17 protein-coding genes and 3 tRNA genes are annotated in these 16412 nt (G+C 35.3%); 6 read left to right on the top strand and 14 right to left on the bottom strand.

Features of this window, described 5'->3' with window-relative positions; genetic code table 11:
• Nucleotides 1-1743 precede the first annotated feature (1743 nt).
• Both JM83_RS12055 and JM83_RS12060 read left to right on the top strand, forming a co-directional pair.
• On the top strand, nt 1744-2502 hold the full coding sequence (locus JM83_RS12055) for an XRE family transcriptional regulator (RefSeq protein WP_144962409.1): 759 nt from the start codon (nt 1744-1746) through the stop codon (nt 2500-2502).
• Nucleotides 2503-2556: 54 nt separating this feature from the next.
• On the top strand, nt 2557-3117 hold the full coding sequence (locus tag JM83_RS12060) for a TlpA family protein disulfide reductase (RefSeq protein WP_144962410.1): 561 nt from the start codon (nt 2557-2559) through the stop codon (nt 3115-3117).
• On the opposite strand, the gene JM83_RS12065 is transcribed toward JM83_RS12060, so the two are convergent.
• From JM83_RS12065 to JM83_RS12085, 5 genes are read right to left on the bottom strand one after another with little or no spacing between them, the layout of a single operon-like run.
• Entirely contained in the window at nt 3106-4245 is a 1140-nt protein-coding gene (locus JM83_RS12065; RefSeq protein ID WP_144962411.1) for a lycopene cyclase family protein, read from the bottom strand. The two genes, JM83_RS12060 and JM83_RS12065, sit on opposite strands and share 12 nt — an antisense overlap.
• Before the next feature lie 26 nt (nt 4246-4271).
• Nucleotides 4272-4721: a sterol desaturase family protein gene (locus JM83_RS12070; RefSeq protein WP_144962412.1), complete on the bottom strand. Its 450-nt coding sequence runs from the start codon at nt 4719-4721 to the stop codon at nt 4272-4274.
• The gene (locus JM83_RS12075) at nt 4721-5560 is read right to left on the bottom strand and encodes a phytoene/squalene synthase family protein (RefSeq protein ID WP_144962413.1); all 840 of its coding nucleotides are present in this window, start codon (nt 5558-5560) and stop codon (nt 4721-4723) included. The genes JM83_RS12070 and JM83_RS12075 overlap by 1 nt, the downstream gene beginning before the upstream one ends.
• On the bottom strand, nt 5557-7023 hold the full coding sequence (locus tag JM83_RS12080; RefSeq protein ID WP_144962414.1) for a phytoene desaturase family protein: 1467 nt from the start codon (nt 7021-7023) through the stop codon (nt 5557-5559). The genes JM83_RS12075 and JM83_RS12080 overlap by 4 nt, the downstream gene beginning before the upstream one ends.
• Complete coding sequence (locus JM83_RS12085; RefSeq protein WP_144962415.1) at nt 7023-7922, bottom strand: MerR family transcriptional regulator; 900 nt, start codon at nt 7920-7922, stop codon at nt 7023-7025. The genes JM83_RS12080 and JM83_RS12085 overlap by 1 nt, the downstream gene beginning before the upstream one ends.
• 235 nt (nt 7923-8157) lie before the next feature.
• Here JM83_RS12085 and JM83_RS12090 point away from each other — a divergent pair, with 235 nt between their 5' ends.
• Nucleotides 8158-8616, top strand: a complete 459-nt coding sequence (locus tag JM83_RS12090) for an RDD family protein (RefSeq protein WP_144962416.1) — start codon at nt 8158-8160, stop codon at nt 8614-8616.
• Between the two features lie 34 nt (nt 8617-8650).
• Here the strand turns inward: JM83_RS12090 and JM83_RS12095 are convergent.
• From JM83_RS12095 to JM83_RS12105, 3 genes are all read right to left on the bottom strand, one after another.
• Nucleotides 8651-8734 (bottom strand) — tRNA-Leu (locus JM83_RS12095).
• 68 nt (nt 8735-8802) lie between these two features.
• A tRNA-Lys gene (locus tag JM83_RS12100) sits at nt 8803-8875 on the bottom strand.
• Between the two features lie 125 nt (nt 8876-9000).
• A tRNA-Lys gene (locus JM83_RS12105) sits at nt 9001-9073 on the bottom strand.
• A 121-nt stretch (nt 9074-9194) separates the two neighbouring features.
• On the opposite strand from JM83_RS12105, the gene JM83_RS12110 reads away from it, so the two are divergent.
• Nucleotides 9195-9716, top strand: a complete 522-nt coding sequence (locus JM83_RS12110) for a shikimate kinase (protein WP_186434992.1) — start codon at nt 9195-9197, stop codon at nt 9714-9716.
• Here JM83_RS12110 and JM83_RS12115 read toward each other — a convergent pair.
• From JM83_RS12115 to JM83_RS12125, 3 genes are read right to left on the bottom strand one after another with little or no spacing between them, the layout of a single operon-like run.
• The gene (locus tag JM83_RS12115) at nt 9708-10208 is read right to left on the bottom strand and encodes a phosphoribosyltransferase family protein (protein WP_144962417.1); all 501 of its coding nucleotides are present in this window, start codon (nt 10206-10208) and stop codon (nt 9708-9710) included. The genes JM83_RS12110 and JM83_RS12115 overlap by 9 nt on opposite strands.
• Before the next feature lie 3 nt (nt 10209-10211).
• On the bottom strand, nt 10212-10796 hold the full coding sequence (locus JM83_RS12120) for a methyltransferase domain-containing protein (RefSeq protein WP_144962418.1): 585 nt from the start codon (nt 10794-10796) through the stop codon (nt 10212-10214).
• Nucleotides 10793-11212 carry an RNA-binding S4 domain-containing protein gene (locus JM83_RS12125; protein WP_144962419.1) on the bottom strand — a complete coding sequence of 140 codons (420 nt, stop codon included), beginning with the start codon at nt 11210-11212 and terminating at the stop codon, nt 10793-10795. Before JM83_RS12125 ends, JM83_RS12120 begins: the two co-directional genes overlap by 4 nt.
• Before the next feature lie 75 nt (nt 11213-11287).
• Between JM83_RS12125 and JM83_RS12130 the strand changes: the two genes are divergently transcribed.
• Nucleotides 11288-12238: an FKBP-type peptidyl-prolyl cis-trans isomerase gene (locus tag JM83_RS12130; RefSeq protein WP_261376454.1), complete on the top strand. Its 951-nt coding sequence runs from the start codon at nt 11288-11290 to the stop codon at nt 12236-12238.
• Between the two features lie 136 nt (nt 12239-12374).
• Here JM83_RS12130 and JM83_RS12135 read toward each other — a convergent pair whose 3' ends face one another.
• The 3 genes from JM83_RS12135 to JM83_RS12145 form a co-directional block, all read right to left on the bottom strand.
• Nucleotides 12375-12971: an outer membrane beta-barrel protein gene (locus JM83_RS12135; RefSeq protein WP_144962420.1), complete on the bottom strand. Its 597-nt coding sequence runs from the start codon at nt 12969-12971 to the stop codon at nt 12375-12377.
• 235 nt (nt 12972-13206) lie between these two features.
• The gene (locus tag JM83_RS12140) at nt 13207-14160 is read right to left on the bottom strand and encodes a transketolase family protein (protein WP_144962421.1); all 954 of its coding nucleotides are present in this window, start codon (nt 14158-14160) and stop codon (nt 13207-13209) included.
• Between the two features lie 100 nt (nt 14161-14260).
• Nucleotides 14261-15106, bottom strand: a complete 846-nt coding sequence (locus JM83_RS12145) for a transketolase (RefSeq protein WP_144962422.1) — start codon at nt 15104-15106, stop codon at nt 14261-14263.
• 174 nt (nt 15107-15280) lie between these two features.
• On the opposite strand from JM83_RS12145, the gene tgt reads away from it, so the two are divergent.
• A complete protein-coding gene (tgt, locus tag JM83_RS12150; protein ID WP_144962423.1) occupies nt 15281-16411 on the top strand; it encodes a tRNA guanosine(34) transglycosylase Tgt in 1131 nt (376 codons plus the stop codon).
• The last annotated feature ends 1 nt before the right edge of the window (nt 16412 follow it).

Raw genomic sequence — 16412 nt, forward strand, 5'->3', positions numbered from 1 at the left:
TTTTTTTATGTATATCCGTTTTCTGTCCTAAAAGTTTTTTCGTCACCCTGAGACCTGTGATAAAAAATTTATCTAGCGTAGGGAATTGACATGTTTTTATATAAGCTGATGGGATGCTGCAACAAGTTCAGCATGACGACAATTCCGCATCGTCACCCTGAGACCTGTGATAAAAAAAATTATCTAGCGTAGGAAATTGACGTGTTTAAAATTCTATTAAAGAAAATTTATTTCCAGGTTTTCAAGATTTTGAGACCAGTTCAGCATTGTTCGGCGTTTTGTTGGTTCTCTGGATATTGCCACGAATTCACGAATAATTTTCCAGGATTGTTAAAAGCAATAATTCGTGCATTCGTGGCCAAGGATCCTGTTTATTGTTGGTCATCCTAAAACCTTTGATAAAAACATAAAAGCATAGGAAATTGATATATTTTAGGACTCCATCAATGGTAATTTATTTCAGGATCTCAGTATTGCATTGATTTACATTTAAATGAAATGCTGAAACAAGTTCAGAATGACGTCATTTTGCAGTTTAGGATACTTTACGGACAAACTTTTTTTTTAAAAAGCAAACCCCGGAAAATTCATTTTCCGGGGTTTTTTAGTTAGAAGAATTAATACCCTACTATTAACCAACCAACCAATTGTCGACGTTAGGTTGTCCATGCGCATCAATTTAAATGAAACGCATAAAGTTCCTTATAAAAACATTATTTCTGTACAACAGACTTAATATCAGCAAGTATTAAAGCTTAATTCCGAATAGTGATTATTGAAATAAACTGATTTTAGAAGGTAGGGATTGCAAAATCAGTTAAAAATCGCTGTGCGATTAAAAAAATAAATTTAGGGATTTATTGAGGTATAAAAAAGCATTGTGAAGCTTTAACAAGTAATTAACATATCTATAAAATAACAGATGTTAAGTTTGTATATTCGTTTTTTGTCCTAAAAGTTCTTTTGTCACCCTGAATTTATTTCAGGGTCTCAATCTTGCATTGATTTTACATTGAAATGGGGTTCTGAAACAAGTTCAGAATGACGTCATTATTCAATTTATGATACTTTACGGACAAACAATGTTAAGTAATGGAAATTTAAAATTATTCCAAGAAATTATATTTCATTATCATATTGATATTCAAAAAAATAAAAAACTCGGAAAAGATTTCCGAGTTTCTTCCAATTGATTGAGCAACACCCTACAATCGCTCAATCAATATTTTTCGTTGTTTTATTTCACTAAACATTTTAAAAACTAAAGCATTTCTTTTATATGCTTATCCGTTTAAACACCTAAAAATAGGTTTTGTCTCCCTGAGCGGAGTCGAAGGGTTAAACAAAGACGTCTCGACTGCGCTCGACGTGACATTTTAAGTTTTATTATGCCTTTTAGGCATATTAGCGGATATCCAATCTTTTATTTATTAAACAATCCCAGTAATTTTTGGATAGATATAAACAAATTAAAATAGGTGTTAAAATGAGAATTTATTGCTGTACTAAAAGGCAAAAACTTAAAACTACTTTAACCTCGTTAAAATCCAACATGAAAATATAAATTAATGTAATACCTGTCAATACCATCAACATGCTTTAGTATAAGATTAACAATTCTCCAACTGGCAACACACTGTTTTATTATTATTCGTTATAACTTATTTCTTTCAGTTTTAATAGTCGACCTTTACCAAGGTATTCCCTACTCCATATGTACCAAGCATAAAAAGAAAATTGAACATGACAAAGAGATCATCTATTGGAGATAGAATTAAGGCACTTCGAAAGAAAAACAGCTTTTCACAAGCTCTTGTGGCCGAAAAATTATTTATTTCCCAAGCTGCATATTCTTTGATCGAAAATTCCCAAAATGGGATCGCAGTAGATCATATCATCAATTTAAGTAAACTCTACGAGGTGACCACTGATTTTATTTTAAAAGGGGATACGTTTTTGATAAGAATAGATCCATCAAACGGGTTCATTCCCCTAATTAGGGCACAAGCGCACGCAGGTTTTGTTAAAAACTTTCATGAAGAAAATAGTTTTGAAGTATCCGACTGGTACAGGATCCCTGGTTTTAATCCTGCCATAGAGCAAAAATTATTTGAAGTTACTGGCCAGAGTATGTCTCCCACCCTTCTTAACGGAGATGTGATTATTTGCCAAGCGCAACCTAAAATAGATAATATATTGGATGGTTCTTTGATCCTTTTGGTAACCGAAGGCGGTATTTTAATTAAACGTATTCGTTTGGATAACAACAATGAGTACCTTCTGTTGGAAAGTGATAATGAGGATGAAAAGGAGCAATCCAAAAAAATCAATAAATCCGATATTTATCAAGCTATGGTGGTACGAGGCAAAATTAGTAGTGTAATACTTCCTCACCATCAAATCACCTCTAAAGGGAAGATCCAGAAAATGGAAGAAGCTATAGATTTTTTGAAAAAGGAATTGTTTATATTGAACAAAAAGTTGAGTAATCTTAATAAATAGATAGTAACTTTGTTGCTAAGTTGTGAGTACCAATTGTTAATAGAAAATTTTAAGATGAAGCTTTTTAAAAATCAATGGTCCAATATTATTATTGCCGTAATAATTCTTGTGATGATCATTCCCAGTACCCGTAGACCCATTCAAATTTTTGTAAATAAGTTATTGGCTTTTGGTCCTTCTGTAACTTCTGAAGAGGAAAGGGAATCGCTTGCAGATTATAATTGGGTTTTGGAAAAAAACAATAAGGATAGATTGGAGTTTGAAGATCTACAAAATAAGGTTGTTATTGTAAATTTTTGGGCTACATGGTGTCCTCCTTGTATTGCTGAAATGCCGAGTTTTGAATTGCTGTATCGAGATTACAAGGATAAAGTGGAATTTTTATTTGTTTCTTCTGAAGACCATGAAACCGTTCGAGGTTTTTTAAACAGAAAAAAATATTCGATTCCTGCATACAGGCCTTTAAGCAAGGCTCCAGATCCTTTAAATGGAAGAACACTTCCAACAACATATGTAATTGATAAAAATGGTGCCATTGTCATTAAAAAGATTGGCGCAGCCGATTGGAACAGTGAAAGCCTTAGAAAAACTATCGATAAACTTTTATTGGAATAGCTTTCTAAAAAATGAACGCACAAACTCTGGATGATAAATACTGAACATTATTTTTAGCTCTTCCAATATGTTCGTTTCTTCATCTAAGTATTTAAATATTTCCTGGGGAGTGTTGTTCGAGTAAAATTTAGTAAAAACCTGTTCTCCAAGTTCATTGTTTCTATGTAATACATCTAGAAAAATAGCATCGTACCATCTGGATCGTGCGTTTAACAATCCATCTTTAGGATTTTTCCCAGATTTAATATTTTGCACTAATTGGGCTGTTTTCTTTTCGGTATGTTTAAAAGAATAGCCTGTAGAACCTTTGACCCAAGATCCGGCAGTGCCTATTTTTGTCACTTTTGGACCACTGGCTTCATGAAAATTATAATCGGTCATGGGGATCACTCCTTTTTCGGTTTCAATAATTTCATGGTCCTCTATTTTAAGAATGTCTTTAATATAGGTCTGCAAATAGGTGTCGTAAACAGGTTCCTCGATAAGAAATGGGGTGAAAAAAGTGTATTCTATTAATGCTTCCCGTTCACTTAAGGGCAAAACGTAGGTAAAACTGGTGCTCTCCGGAAATTTTAACCTGAAATCCATCATTGTAAAAATCGCTTCATCAAAAACAGGATTGGTTGTTGTAATTCGCAGACCTTTAAAATGCTGAAAAATTTTGGTGGATTTTGAGTTCTCTAAGTAATCAGAGCCAATTCGGCTGTCAAAAAAATGAGTTGCAGCATAATTGTCCTTCTTTCCGAATGCAAGAGAATTTATTTCATCTATTTCCCCAACCTCATCTAAAATAAAATGAAAATTGGATTTGCCTTTTAATGCAGATCTAACAAAATTATAGAAATCTATAGCTCTCAACATTTTATACGAATATGGATTGAGCTCCAAATCTATATTTGCTTCTGTAGAAATAAATTTAGCTTGATCCCATGATTTTGTAATTATTTCATCCCATTTTCCAGTTCCCTTTTCCCAAAAACACCATGTTTTATCGTTGGTTTCTTTGGAAGAGGGATCTATGATGGCAATTTGTGATTTCCCAAAAAAAGGATCTTCGCTTAGCTTATATGCTAATTGTAGTCCTGCCAGGCCACTTCCAATAATAATATAATCAAAATTTTGTGGCACCTGGTCGCGGGTTTTGGAACATGAAATTACTTTTTAAAATATTTAAAGGGCACCCAAAGCATTCCAAAACATTCCCCTTCATCCTTGCCCAGATGCTTATGATGCATTTTGTGTGCTCTCCTCACTCCTTTTGCATATCTATTATTGGCGTTTCTAAATATTTTAAATCGTTGGTGTATAAAAATATCATGTACCATAAAATATGCGATGCCGTAAGCAAGAATTCCCAATCCAATAGGCAATCCTATCCAAAGATCATTATATCTCCATAAAAGAAAAAAGCTAATGCTAACGATTGCGTAGAAAACGAAAAATAAATCGTTTCGTTCCCACCAGTGGCTATGGTCTTTTTTGTGATGATCTTGATGCAATTTCCATAAAAAACCGTGCATTACATATTTATGGGTGAACCATGCCATCCCTTCCATCATTAAAAAAGTAGCGACAAAAATTAGGATCCAAAGAATGAGTTCCATTATATTAAATTTAATCTATATGAGATGTAAGATTTAGCGAGCAAACCTGCTTTTTGATAATTAGGAACGCTTATACGCTTGTTCTTGATTTCCAGGGACGGTATTTTTTTTAATTTGGTCAATAGTTTGCTATAATAAATATAGGCTGTATATACTCCAAATTTTGCTTCCAGGGGTAATTTGGCGATACCTTTTAGACCCGCCCTAAAATCTTCTTCAATTTCAAAAATAATCTTTTGTTTGCTAATTTCATCAAGTGCGGCAAGATTAGCACCTGGAAAATAACTTCTGCTAAGGTCTTCAAAATCTGCTTTCAGGTCCCTTAAAAAATTCACTTTTTGGAAGGCAGATCCTAAACTCATTGCAGATCCTTTTAATTCTTCATATTTTTTATTGTCACCTTTTACAAACACCTTTAAACACATTAGGCCCACAACATCTGCACTGCCATAAATATATTCCTCATAATCTTCTTGGGTAAGATATGTGGATTTATGTAGATCCAATTTCATGCTCTTTAAAAATGCATTATAAAGTGCTGGTTCAATTTTATATTTATGCACAGTTTCTTGAAAAGAATTTAAAATTGGGTTGAGGCTTATCTTCCTCTCGATAGCCTTGTAAAGATCTTGTGAGAATTCTTCCAATAATTGTTCTTTATCGTAGTCATGAAAAGAGTCCACAATTTCATCTGCAAACCTTACAAAACCATAAATATTGTAAATATCCTGTCTTATTGAAGGAGCCAGCATTTTTGTGGCCATAGAGAATGACGTACTATATGCGTTGGTTACTACCTGGCTACAGGTGTGCGATACTGTGTCAAAAATCGATTTCATAGGCTAAATTCTTTTTGAATGAGTCCTGATACCAGTTTGCCTGAAATTAGTGCGGGAGGCACACCCGGGCCGGGAACAGTGAGTTGTCCAGTAAAAAACAAACCTTTTACTTTTTTGCTCATCAACTTTGGCCTTAAAAATGCGGTTTGCATTAAAGTGTTGGCCATGCCATAGGCATTTCCTTTGTAACTATTGTAATCCTTGATAAAATCGTTTACACAAAAAGACTCTTTAAATAATACGGAATTTCTTACTTCTTGGTTTGTGAGTTTTTCAAATCTCGTGAGGATTTTTTCAAAATATTCTTCCCTTAGTTCTTCGGTATCTTCCAGGCCAGGTGCCAACGGAACAAGAAAAGAACCATTCTCACGGTCTTTTGGAGCAGTGTTGAGATCTGTTACAGAAGTGAAATTGGCATAAAAAAGCGGCTCTTTAGGCCATTTGGGAACATCGTAAATATCTTTTGCATGAGCTTCAAAATCTACATCGAAAAATAAATTATGGTGCTCTATATTTTTTAACTTTTTGCTGAAACCAACATAGAAAAGCAAGGAAGAGGGAGCAAAGGTCTTTTTATTCCAATATTTTTCAGAATATTGACGGTATTTTGGCTCCAATAAAGTTTCACTATGATGATAATCTGCGCCTGTTAAAATAACATCCGATGCTATTTCTTTTCCGCCGATAGAAAGGCTTTTTGCTTTTCCATCAATAACATTTATTTTTTCTACTGGAGCATTGGTATGAAATATTACTCCCAAGGACTCTGCTAAAGAGATCATAGCCAGAATCACTTCATTCATTCCTCCCTGGGGATGCCAGGTTCCCAATCCAAAGTCGGCATAGTTCATAAAACTATAGAACGATGGGGTGTCACTGGGCTTAGCACCTAGAAACAACACAGGGAATTCCAATATTTGTACAAGGTTTTTATTTTTAAATTCTTTACGGACATCTGTAGCAATGGTTCCAAAGAATTGTCCCAATTTTTTAATTGTGGCTGGGGTTATAAGTTCTATGGGAGAGACCCCGGGCCTATAAACAAGGTCTTTAATGGCAATATTATAATTGCTTTGAGCCTGATCTATAAACTTTTTAAGTTTTTTAGAACTTCCTTTTTCCTCATTTTCAAAAGCGCTATAAATTTTTTCCAATGTATCTTCAATAGTAATACTCTTTCCACCTTCAAAAAAAACTTTGTAAGCCGGATTTAGTTTCTTTAGATTATAATAGTCTGATGGAGTTTTATTGAAATCTCCAAAAAAACGCTCGAACACATCTGGCATCCAATACCAGGAAGGCCCCATGTCGAATGTAAATCCGTCTTTTTTTAATTGCCTGGCCCTTCCGCCAAGATCATTGTTCTTCTCATAGACGGTAACTCCATATCCATCTTTGGCCAAATATGAAGCTGCAGCAAGGGATGCAAAACCAGAACCTATTATGCTAACCGTCTTTTTCATTAACTTATCAATTGGTTGGAAAATTCGGGGATAGATTTAAATATCTTGATGTGTGATGGAAAATTATTGGGATCCAAGGATTGGACCTTACTTCCAAAAAGGTTCAATTCCATTTTTAAATCGTTGCCCAAGGTTGCATCAAATTCCTTAATAAATCCAGAAAGGTTTTTAGGTTCCGTAGTAAGATAGCTTATAAAAGTTGGATTTGGATGGATTTCCAGTAGATATCGCATGTCGTGTAGCGGCATACTGGGCCCAAGGTAAATAGTTTTTTTACGATGGAAACTCAGCTCATAGTTCAAATATAAAATTCCTAGATCATGAATTTCATTTTCAGGAAGAAAGAGCACATAGAGGTAATCATCGGTATATTCTTCCGGTGTTTTAAGTTGCGCGATATTTAGATATAATTTTTGCTTTATCAATCCTACCAAAAAGTGTTCGTGTACGGGATTTATAGTATCTGTTTGCCATAAAAAACCTATTTCGTTTAAAAGGGGAATAAAGATCTCTAAGAATATTTCCCTAAAACTCTTGGAATCGAGTAGGTTTTGATACGTGTTATGGAACAAGTTCGAATCAAAATTTACCATAGCTACCTTAAAAGAATTAATGGCCCTATTTTCTTCGCTTGCAGTAGCGGCCACCTCTTTTACCATTTTTCCAATTTCGGGGTCGCTCAATTTGGCAATTCTGGATATTTTATAACCATGTCCATTCAAAAAAGTCACATTTAATATCTTCTGAAGGTTTTCGAGATCATATGTCCTAATATTGGTTTCGGTCCTATCGGGAGTTAGAATGTTGTACCTCTTCTCCCAAATCCTTATTGTATGAGCTTTAATACCGCTTAGATGCTCTAAATCTTTTATGCTGAAGTTTTGTTTGATATGTTCCATAGTCTACTTGAATCGAGATAGACAAATCTACATAAAATACTAAAAGAACCCTTATAAGTAATGTTAAAATGTTTAATTATTTTGTTAAATGATTAAACAAAAATTAGAAGTATGGCTTGTATTATTTTTGAAAATTACCATATCGTGTTAAGAGAAGTTCAAATTTAAATAAGGATAGTAGTTAATAAATGATATTTTCGCACCTTATTCGGCTTGAAATAAAAATTAAATAATAATGGAGCAAACTCCCAATTATCAATATAAAATAGCATCCAAAGGAAAGCGCCTTTTAGCACATTTTCTGGAAGGAATTATTTACTTATTCATCGCTTTAATATACTACACCTTATTGGGTAATTCCGTAGATGATTATTTAAACCGTGAAATCCACTTTGCGGATTTTCTTTATTCAGCACTTTCGGCTATAGTAACCGGCTTCATTTTCTACCCTTTGTTTTCTGGAAATTTAGGCCACAAATTGCTGGGTCTTAAAGTTATCTCTTCGAAATCGGGAGAAGAATATAAATTTGCTTCAGATGGTGCTCTTCGTGAATTGCTAAAATACTTGGGCGGATTTTTAATTATTCCAGTAGTATGGTTGCTATGGGATAAAGAGAACCAAAATCTTTACGATAAAGTTACAGAAACCTTTGTTGTAGAAAACTACTCTCAAGAAAAAAAGCAGGAAAAATAAAAAAATGTTTTGGAGCAGCATGGAAGTTAAAAAGTACCCGGAGCGGGACTTGAACCCGCACGCCCTAATGGACACATGGCCCTCAACCATGCCTGTCTACCAATTCCAGCACCCGGGCAAAATACACGATTAGAAACAGAATTTCTAAAGGGCCTTGAAAATAATTTTAGTGAGACTAAAATTTAGTGATCTGGCTGGGGCTCGAACCCAGGACCCTCTCCTTAAAAGGGAGATGCTCTACCAACTGAGCTACCAAATCTAAATTGTAAAGAACCTAGTGGAAATTAATCCAAAAATTAAGTGATCTGGCTGGGGCTTCCTTCGGCTTCACTTTCGTTTCGCTCAGGACAGGCTTCTCGCCCAGAAAGATCCTATTTTAAAAAGTGATCTGGCTGGGGCTCGAACCCAGGACCCTCTCCTTAAAAGGGAGATGCTCTACCAACTGAGCTACCAAATCGGGATTTGCGTTGTTTTGCAAATGCGGGTGCAAATATACTATCATTAATTTATTTTTCAAGAGGAATTTGATATAAATTTGCAAATGTTTTAAATTAATATCTAAACACCTCTTTTTCAGTATGAAAATATTTCTTTCAGGATATATGGGCTCCGGTAAATCTGTGGTTTCACAAAAATTGTCCACAAAATTGTCCTTTCCGCTAATAGATATAGACGATCAAATCTCCCTGATTGAAGAACTAACTATTCCTGAAATCTTTAAGTTTAAGGGAGAGCTTTATTTTAGAAAAATGGAGACCATGATATTAGAAGATGTATTGGAAGACCCTAATAACCTTATTGTAGCTTTAGGTGGAGGAACTCCCTGTTATGGCGCCAATTTGGAGCTAATCAAGAATTTTCCTGAATCCAAGATGGTGTACCTCAAAGCTTCGGTGGAGTTTTTGGTAAAAAGGTTGTTTAAGGAAAAGGCGCAAAGACCTATGATCAGTCATTTGGAGACAGAAGATGATCTTGAAGATTTTGTAAGAAAACATTTGTTCGAGCGCGGATATTACTATAACCAAGCTGATTTGGTGGTTAATATAGAAAATCGCTCTCCAAATGAAATAGTGAAGGAAATCGTCGAGAAACTAAAGTAATTCTACTTTATCCCTTCCTTTGGAAAAATTCACTTTTACGGTCTCATTCAATGATGTGGATAGGGAAATTCCTTTAAAATCTGCCTTTACGGGATATTTTTTATGACTTCTATCTACAAGAACGGCGGTTTTAAACTGTTTTAAAGGAACCTCTAAAAAATGCTTGATCCCATAGATCAAGGTGGTTCCGGAGTTAAGGACATCATCTATTAAGACTATTGATTTATCTTGGTATTCCGATGCTGCCAAAGATGTTTTTACGCCGTTTAACGGATTTTTCTTGTCTAGTTTTACCTCGCACAAGATGACATTTAAATCTGAAATTTCTTCTAAAACTGTTTTAAGCCTATTTGCAAAAATATATCCGCTCTTTGCAATTCCAGCTAGGATAAGTTCCGTTTCCTCTACATTGCTTTCATAGATTTGATAAGCAATACGTTTTATTTTATGCTGGATTTGCTCGTTGTTGAGGATCTTGTTTGAGGTTGGCATAGGTTATTTAATTTTTTTAAAGATAAAAAACAATTCATTCCCAGATCTCGGAGAGATGGAATTATAACAATTTTCCAGTTTCAATATCTCGAAAAATGGCTGAAATAGTTTTTTATATTCTTCTTGGCTCCCACCAAATGGAGGGCCAAATTTTGTAAGTTCAAAATCGAAAAATAAACCAGCTAATTTCCCATTTTCCTTTAATAAACCCTTCATTTTTTCAACATATTTCGGTCGTAGATTGATGTTTAAAGCGCAAAAAAAAGTTTGCTCCAAAATTAGATCGAATTGTAGATCCAAATCGAAAAAATCTTGTTGCAACAAATGCTCTTCTGGAAAGCTAGGCACCCTGCTTTTTAAATTCTCTAGGGGCTCTTTTGCAATGTCCACAACAAACACATTCGTAAAACCTTGGAGGTGCAAATACTCGGCTTCATAAGAATTCCCTGAACCGGGAATCAATATTTTTAAGGATTTATCTTCTACTTGGTCTATATATGCCTTAATCGGGGTGGAAGCCTCTCCAATATCCCATTTTATTCTATTTTCCTTGTAGCGTGTTGCCCAATAGTTTTTGTCTAGTATCATTCTTTTTCACTTTCCCCTTTATCTTCTACTTTGGTTTCATTTGCTTCTACTTTTTCTTCGAACCAATCATCTATATCCCTTCGATCCTTCTTAGTTGGTCTTCCCACCCCCTTTTTTCTATAGTAATCTTTGGAGTATTTAAGCAATTCCATTTTTTCAAACGCTTCTTTTGGTGTTATATCATTAATATAAAGTCCTACCAATTTTGCACCTAACCTGCTTGTTGGAACATCAAGAAGCTCTATTTCATAATTTATTTGATTCTTTCTAATGGTAATTTTATCTTGTGGAAACACCTCTCTGGAAGGTTTAATATTTGCTCCTTTAATTTTTACTTTCCCCGTTTTACATGCATTAGTGGCTAAACTTCGTGTTTTGAAAAATCGCACGCACCATAAAAATTTGTCAACTCTCATATTGGCTTCTTAAAACTGTCTAAATCCTAAGCAAAAATACAAGATTATTGTATCTTGCGGCTTTAAATTTACCTAATGATGAAATTGAATAAGTTGTTTATTTTGATGCTTCTTGTAAGCATTTCTATTATATCCTGTAAAAAAGACGATGCTAGTACTATAGAGCCAATTCCAGTAAGAGATCGTGGAGAGCAGGCTATTGCAGATGACGAAGCACTGAGAGCCTATTTACAGACACATTTTTATAACGAAGAAGATTTTCAGAATCCAGCAGAAGGTTTTGACTATAGAATAAAATTGGATTCTATTGCAGGATCAAATTCAGAGAAAACCCCATTAATAGATTCAGATTTATTATCTACAAAAATGATTACTCGAGACGATGTGGAGTATACTATCTATATTCTAAAAATTCGGGAAGGGTTTGGGGCACATCCTACTTTTGCCGATTCCACTTTTCAGAATTATAAAGGAGAGTTATTGGATCAAGTTTCTTTTGATAATACCGCAAACCCTGTTTGGTTTGATCATCCAGGGACTTTATCCCAGACAAATCCAGGAATAGTTGTCGCCTTAACAGAAACCCTTGTGGAATTTGGAGGAGCTTCAAGTTTTACATTGAATGATGATAATACAGTTAATTTTACCGATGATTTTGGGGTAGGAGCGGTGTTTTTACCATCTGGTTTAGGATATTTTAATCTTTCGCAAGGGGCTATTCCATCTTATAGTCCGCTTATTTTTAGCTTTCAATTATATAAAGTAAATGAAGCAGATCACGATCAAGATGGAATTCCTTCTTATTTAGAAGATCTGGATAACGATAGGATTGTTGTAAATGATGATAGTGATGGAGATAATATTCCTGACTATCTAGATGTAGATGATGATGGGGATGGGACTTTAACAAAGGATGAAATAACTGTCAATGAAGATGGTACAGTAAGTTTTCCTGATATAAATGGCAACGGAATTCCAAACTATCTTGATGAGGATGAGTTCGAAAACGTAAATGAAAATCAATAAAAAACAGCCACGAATTTTCGTGGCTGTTATGTTTTTTGTTGAGGTCTAATCCTCCATGGCTCTACATAGATTTTTTTAAAGTATTTTCGAATACTTAAGTTCCTGAACGTGACTCACAGTTCTTAAATTTTAAACCCTAGTTAAGGGTATAAGAAACACTTAAAATCCATTGTGAAGGTCTAGAGTCTATCTTAAATTTTTGATCGGTTGCAGCTTGTCCAAAAGCATTGTTTTCTTCAAAAGCTCCTTCGTATCTAGCATCGAAACCTAAATTCCCCAATTCTATTCCCAATCCAACCTGATAACCAACACTGATTTCATTTTCAACATCAGAAATACTAAGATTGGTGTTTTCCAATTCGTTTTTTAAAATATACTGAAAAGAAGGCCCGGCCTTTATGTTTAAGGGTCCTAAGACATGTATACCAACTAAAACTGGGGCGTCGATCTTGTCTAAATTATAATCGAATTGACCATAATCTGTGTTAAGCCTAGTATATACCAATTCTGGTTGTAAGAAAATACCAAGGAATTCCAATTTTGCAAATGCTCCTAAATGATATCCGGTTTTTTCTTTTCCATCCACCACCGTGGAGGCGTCTCCAATTACTTGTCCATAATCTTCATATTCTCCGGTAGCTCCATAATTAAGACCACCTTTAAGTCCATAAGTGGCTTGCGCCATAGCACTGCCACTAATTAAAATAAGGCTAAGTATCAATAATTTTTTCATAAATTAAGTTTTTTTATTTGAGTATGGATAACGCAGAAAATGTGCCATTTATTTTCTGCTAAAAAGAATAAAGCCTTCAAACACTGGGATTGAAGGGTTTACATTATAATTAAACTGATTGCCCAGTTTTTCGTCATCCGTCCAGGCTAGGGTAATGAAATTTTTAGCTGCTTTATAAGCAAAAAAGGTTACACTCCTCACTCCTCACTCTGAACTCTTCACTCAAAAATAAATCCTATTTACGTTTTAAAACTTTTTCTGAAGCTTTTACAATGGCTTCGGCATTCAATCCGTATTTTTCCATTAACTGCTCCGGGGTTCCACTTTCACCAAAAGTATCTTTAGTGGCAACGAATTCTTGTGGAGCAGGGAAATTTTCTGCCAAAGTTCTGGAAACACTTTCTCCCAAACCTCCTAAAAAGTTATGTTCTTCAGCAGTAACTACACAACCAGTCTTTTTTACTGAAGCTAAAATAGCCTCTTCATCTAAAGGTTTAATGGTGTGAATATTTATCACTTCGGCACTGATTCCTTTTTCATTCAATTGTTCAGCAGCTTTTAAAGCTTCCCATACTAAATGTCCTGTTGCAATAATACTAACATCGGTTCCTTCGGTTAATTGTACAGCTTTTCCAATCTCGAATTTTCCGTTTTCAGGAGTGAAATTTGCCACTTTTGGACGTCCGAATCTTAAATAAACAGGACCTTCAAAATTTGCTATTGCTAATGTAGCTGCTTTGGTTTGGTTATAATCGCACGTATTAATAACTGTCATCCCAGGAAGCATTTTCATTAAGCCTATATCTTCCAGTATCTGATGGGTTGCTCCGTCTTCGCCTAAAGTAACTCCTGCATGAGAAGCACATATTTTCACATTTTTCCCTGAATAGGCCACACTTTGCCTAATCTGGTCATAAACACGACCTGTAGAAAAGTTTGCAAAAGTACCGGTAAAAGGTATTTTTCCGCCAATGGTCATTCCCGCTGCAATACCTATCATATTTGCCTCTGCAATCCCTATTTGAAAGAAACGTTCTGGATGGTTCTTTTTAAAATCGTCCATTTTTAATGAACCGGTAAGATCGGCACAAAGGGCAACCACATTTTCATTCTTTTTCCCAAGTTCAGTTAAACCTGCACCAAAACCAGATCTTGTATCTTTATTTCCTGTATTTGTGTATTTTTTCATAGTCCTCCCAAACCCCTCCTAAGGAGGGGCTTATAGTGGGTTGTATTTATAGTTATTGTTTCATTTAAAGTTTTCAGTTCCCCCTTCGGGCGATAGGGGATTAATAATCTCCTAGAGTTTCCGGGTTTTGAGCCAATGCGCTCTCTAATTGCTCATCATTGGGAGCAACCCCGTGCCACTTGTGGGTATGCATCATAAAGTCTACGCCATGTCCCATTACCGTGGTCATTAAAATACATACCGGTTTTCCTTTTCCGGTTCTGCTTTTCGCTTCATTTAAACCATCAATCACTTTAGAAATATCATTTCCTTCTTTTACTTCTAGGACATCCCATCCAAAAGCTTCAAATTTAGCTTTAAGGTTTCCCATTGGTAAAACTTGATCTGTAGCTCCATCAATCTGCTGTCCGTTCACATCTACAGTAGAAATAAGGTTGTCTATTTTATTGCCAGCGGCATACATGATAGCTTCCCAATTCTGACCTTCTTGTAATTCCCCATCTCCATGCAAGGTATACACGATATGAGAATCCTTGTTTAGTTTTTTTGCTTGCGCAGCACCAATAGCAACAGATAGGCCTTGACCTAAAGAACCAGATGCAATACGAATTCCAGGCAAGCCTTCATGAGTTGTAGGATGTCCTTGTAACCTTGAATTTATTAAGCGGAAAGTATTTAATTCTTCCACTGGGAAAAAACCACTTCTTGCTAAAACGCTATAAAAAACCGGCGAAATATGCCCGTTGGATAAGAAGAAAAGATCTTCCCCTATTCCGTTCATATCAAAATCACTGTTATAATCCATAACCTCTTGATAAAGGGCTGTGAAAAATTCGGCGCAACCTAAAGATCCTCCAGGATGCCCTGAATTTACCTTATGAACTTGCCTTAAAATGTCCCGGCGAACCTGAGTGACAAAATCTTCTAATTCTTTTGTGTTTGGCATTGTTTGTTGTGTTGTTGTTTTTGAATTTAGCAAAAATAAGTTTTTATATACGCATCACAAAGCTAGAAGAAACCAGTTATCAACGATTTGTATGTAATAGCTAACAATTTTTAAAATCTTGGCTCTTTTATATGAATTTTACTTAAGTATCTTTGCAGCTATTTAAAATATACTATGAAGTTTAATCTTTTGGCCAAAGACCCTCAGAGCAATGCCCGGGCGGGAGAAATTACCACAGATCATGGCGTTATTGAGACCCCAATTTTTATGCCCGTTGGAACAGTGGGTTCTGTAAAAGGGGTGCATCAACGGGAATTAAAAGAAGATATCAATCCAGATGTTATTTTAGGAAATACCTACCACTTATACTTAAGGCCTCAAACAGGGATCTTAAAGAAAGCGGGTGGATTGCATAAATTCATGAATTGGGATAGAAATATCCTTACCGATAGTGGTGGGTACCAAGTATATTCGCTTTCAGAAAGAAGGAAGATCAAAGAGAACGGAGTAAAGTTCAAGTCCCATATAGATGGGTCTTATCATACGTTTACTCCAGAAAATGTAATGGAAATTCAGCGTGTAATTGGAGCCGATATTATTATGGCTTTTGATGAATGTACGCCGTACCCTTGCGATTATAAGTATGCAAAACGGTCTATGCACATGACGCATAGGTGGTTGGATAGATGTATTAGCCATTTGGAGAAAACTCCGTTTGAATATGATTATAGCCAAGCCTTTTTTCCAATTGTACAGGGAAGTACATATAAAGATCTTCGAAAACAATCTGCTGAATATATAGCATCTGTAGGAGCAGAGGGGAATGCAATTGGGGGATTATCTGTGGGGGAACCTGCTGAAGAAATGTATGCGATGACGGAAGTTGTGACCGCTGTATTGCCTGAAGATAAACCAAGATATCTAATGGGAGTGGGAACGCCAATCAATATTTTGGAAAATATCGCACTGGGAATAGATATGTTCGATTGTGTGATGCCCACCAGAAATGCAAGAAATGGGATGCTGTTTACGGCACATGGAACAATTAATATCAAGAACAACAAATGGCATGATGATTTCTCTCCAATAGATGATATGGCTATTACCTTTGTTGATACCGAATATTCCAAAGCCTATTTAAGGCACCTTTTTACGGTAAATGAATTACTTGGTAAACAAATTGCTACTATCCATAATTTAGGATTCTATCTTTGGTTGGTACGTGAGGCTAGAAAACATATCTTAGCCGGGGATTTCGCAAGCTGGAAAAATAAAATGGTGCAACAAATGAATAAGCGACTGTAAG

The organism is Gillisia sp. Hel_I_86, assembly GCF_007827275.1.
Taxonomy (GTDB): Bacteria; Bacteroidota; Bacteroidia; order Flavobacteriales; family Flavobacteriaceae; genus Gillisia.

Excerpts from the sequence above, each read along its gene's own strand:
- JM83_RS12055 (WP_144962409.1), top strand. The coding sequence starts at position 1,744 with ATGACAAAGAGATCATCTATTGGAGATAGAATTAAGGCACTTCGAAAG.
- JM83_RS12060 (WP_144962410.1), top strand. The coding sequence starts at position 2,557 with ATGAAGCTTTTTAAAAATCAATGGTCCAATATTATTATTGCCGTAATA.
- JM83_RS12070 (WP_144962412.1), bottom strand. The coding sequence starts at position 4,721 with ATGGAACTCATTCTTTGGATCCTAATTTTTGTCGCTACTTTTTTAATG.
- JM83_RS12075 (WP_144962413.1), bottom strand. The coding sequence starts at position 5,560 with ATGAAATCGATTTTTGACACAGTATCGCACACCTGTAGCCAGGTAGTA.
- JM83_RS12080 (WP_144962414.1), bottom strand. The coding sequence starts at position 7,023 with ATGAAAAAGACGGTTAGCATAATAGGTTCTGGTTTTGCATCCCTTGCT.
- JM83_RS12085 (WP_144962415.1), bottom strand. The coding sequence starts at position 7,922 with ATGGAACATATCAAACAAAACTTCAGCATAAAAGATTTAGAGCATCTA.
- JM83_RS12090 (WP_144962416.1), top strand. The coding sequence starts at position 8,158 with ATGGAGCAAACTCCCAATTATCAATATAAAATAGCATCCAAAGGAAAG.
- JM83_RS12110 (WP_186434992.1), top strand. The coding sequence starts at position 9,195 with ATGAAAATATTTCTTTCAGGATATATGGGCTCCGGTAAATCTGTGGTT.
- JM83_RS12115 (WP_144962417.1), bottom strand. The coding sequence starts at position 10,208 with ATGCCAACCTCAAACAAGATCCTCAACAACGAGCAAATCCAGCATAAA.
- JM83_RS12120 (WP_144962418.1), bottom strand. The coding sequence starts at position 10,796 with ATGATACTAGACAAAAACTATTGGGCAACACGCTACAAGGAAAATAGA.
- JM83_RS12125 (WP_144962419.1), bottom strand. The coding sequence starts at position 11,212 with ATGAGAGTTGACAAATTTTTATGGTGCGTGCGATTTTTCAAAACACGA.
- JM83_RS12130 (WP_261376454.1), top strand. The coding sequence starts at position 11,288 with ATGATGAAATTGAATAAGTTGTTTATTTTGATGCTTCTTGTAAGCATT.
- JM83_RS12135 (WP_144962420.1), bottom strand. The coding sequence starts at position 12,971 with ATGAAAAAATTATTGATACTTAGCCTTATTTTAATTAGTGGCAGTGCT.
- JM83_RS12140 (WP_144962421.1), bottom strand. The coding sequence starts at position 14,160 with ATGAAAAAATACACAAATACAGGAAATAAAGATACAAGATCTGGTTTT.
- JM83_RS12145 (WP_144962422.1), bottom strand. The coding sequence starts at position 15,106 with ATGCCAAACACAAAAGAATTAGAAGATTTTGTCACTCAGGTTCGCCGG.
- tgt (WP_144962423.1), top strand. The coding sequence starts at position 15,281 with ATGAAGTTTAATCTTTTGGCCAAAGACCCTCAGAGCAATGCCCGGGCG.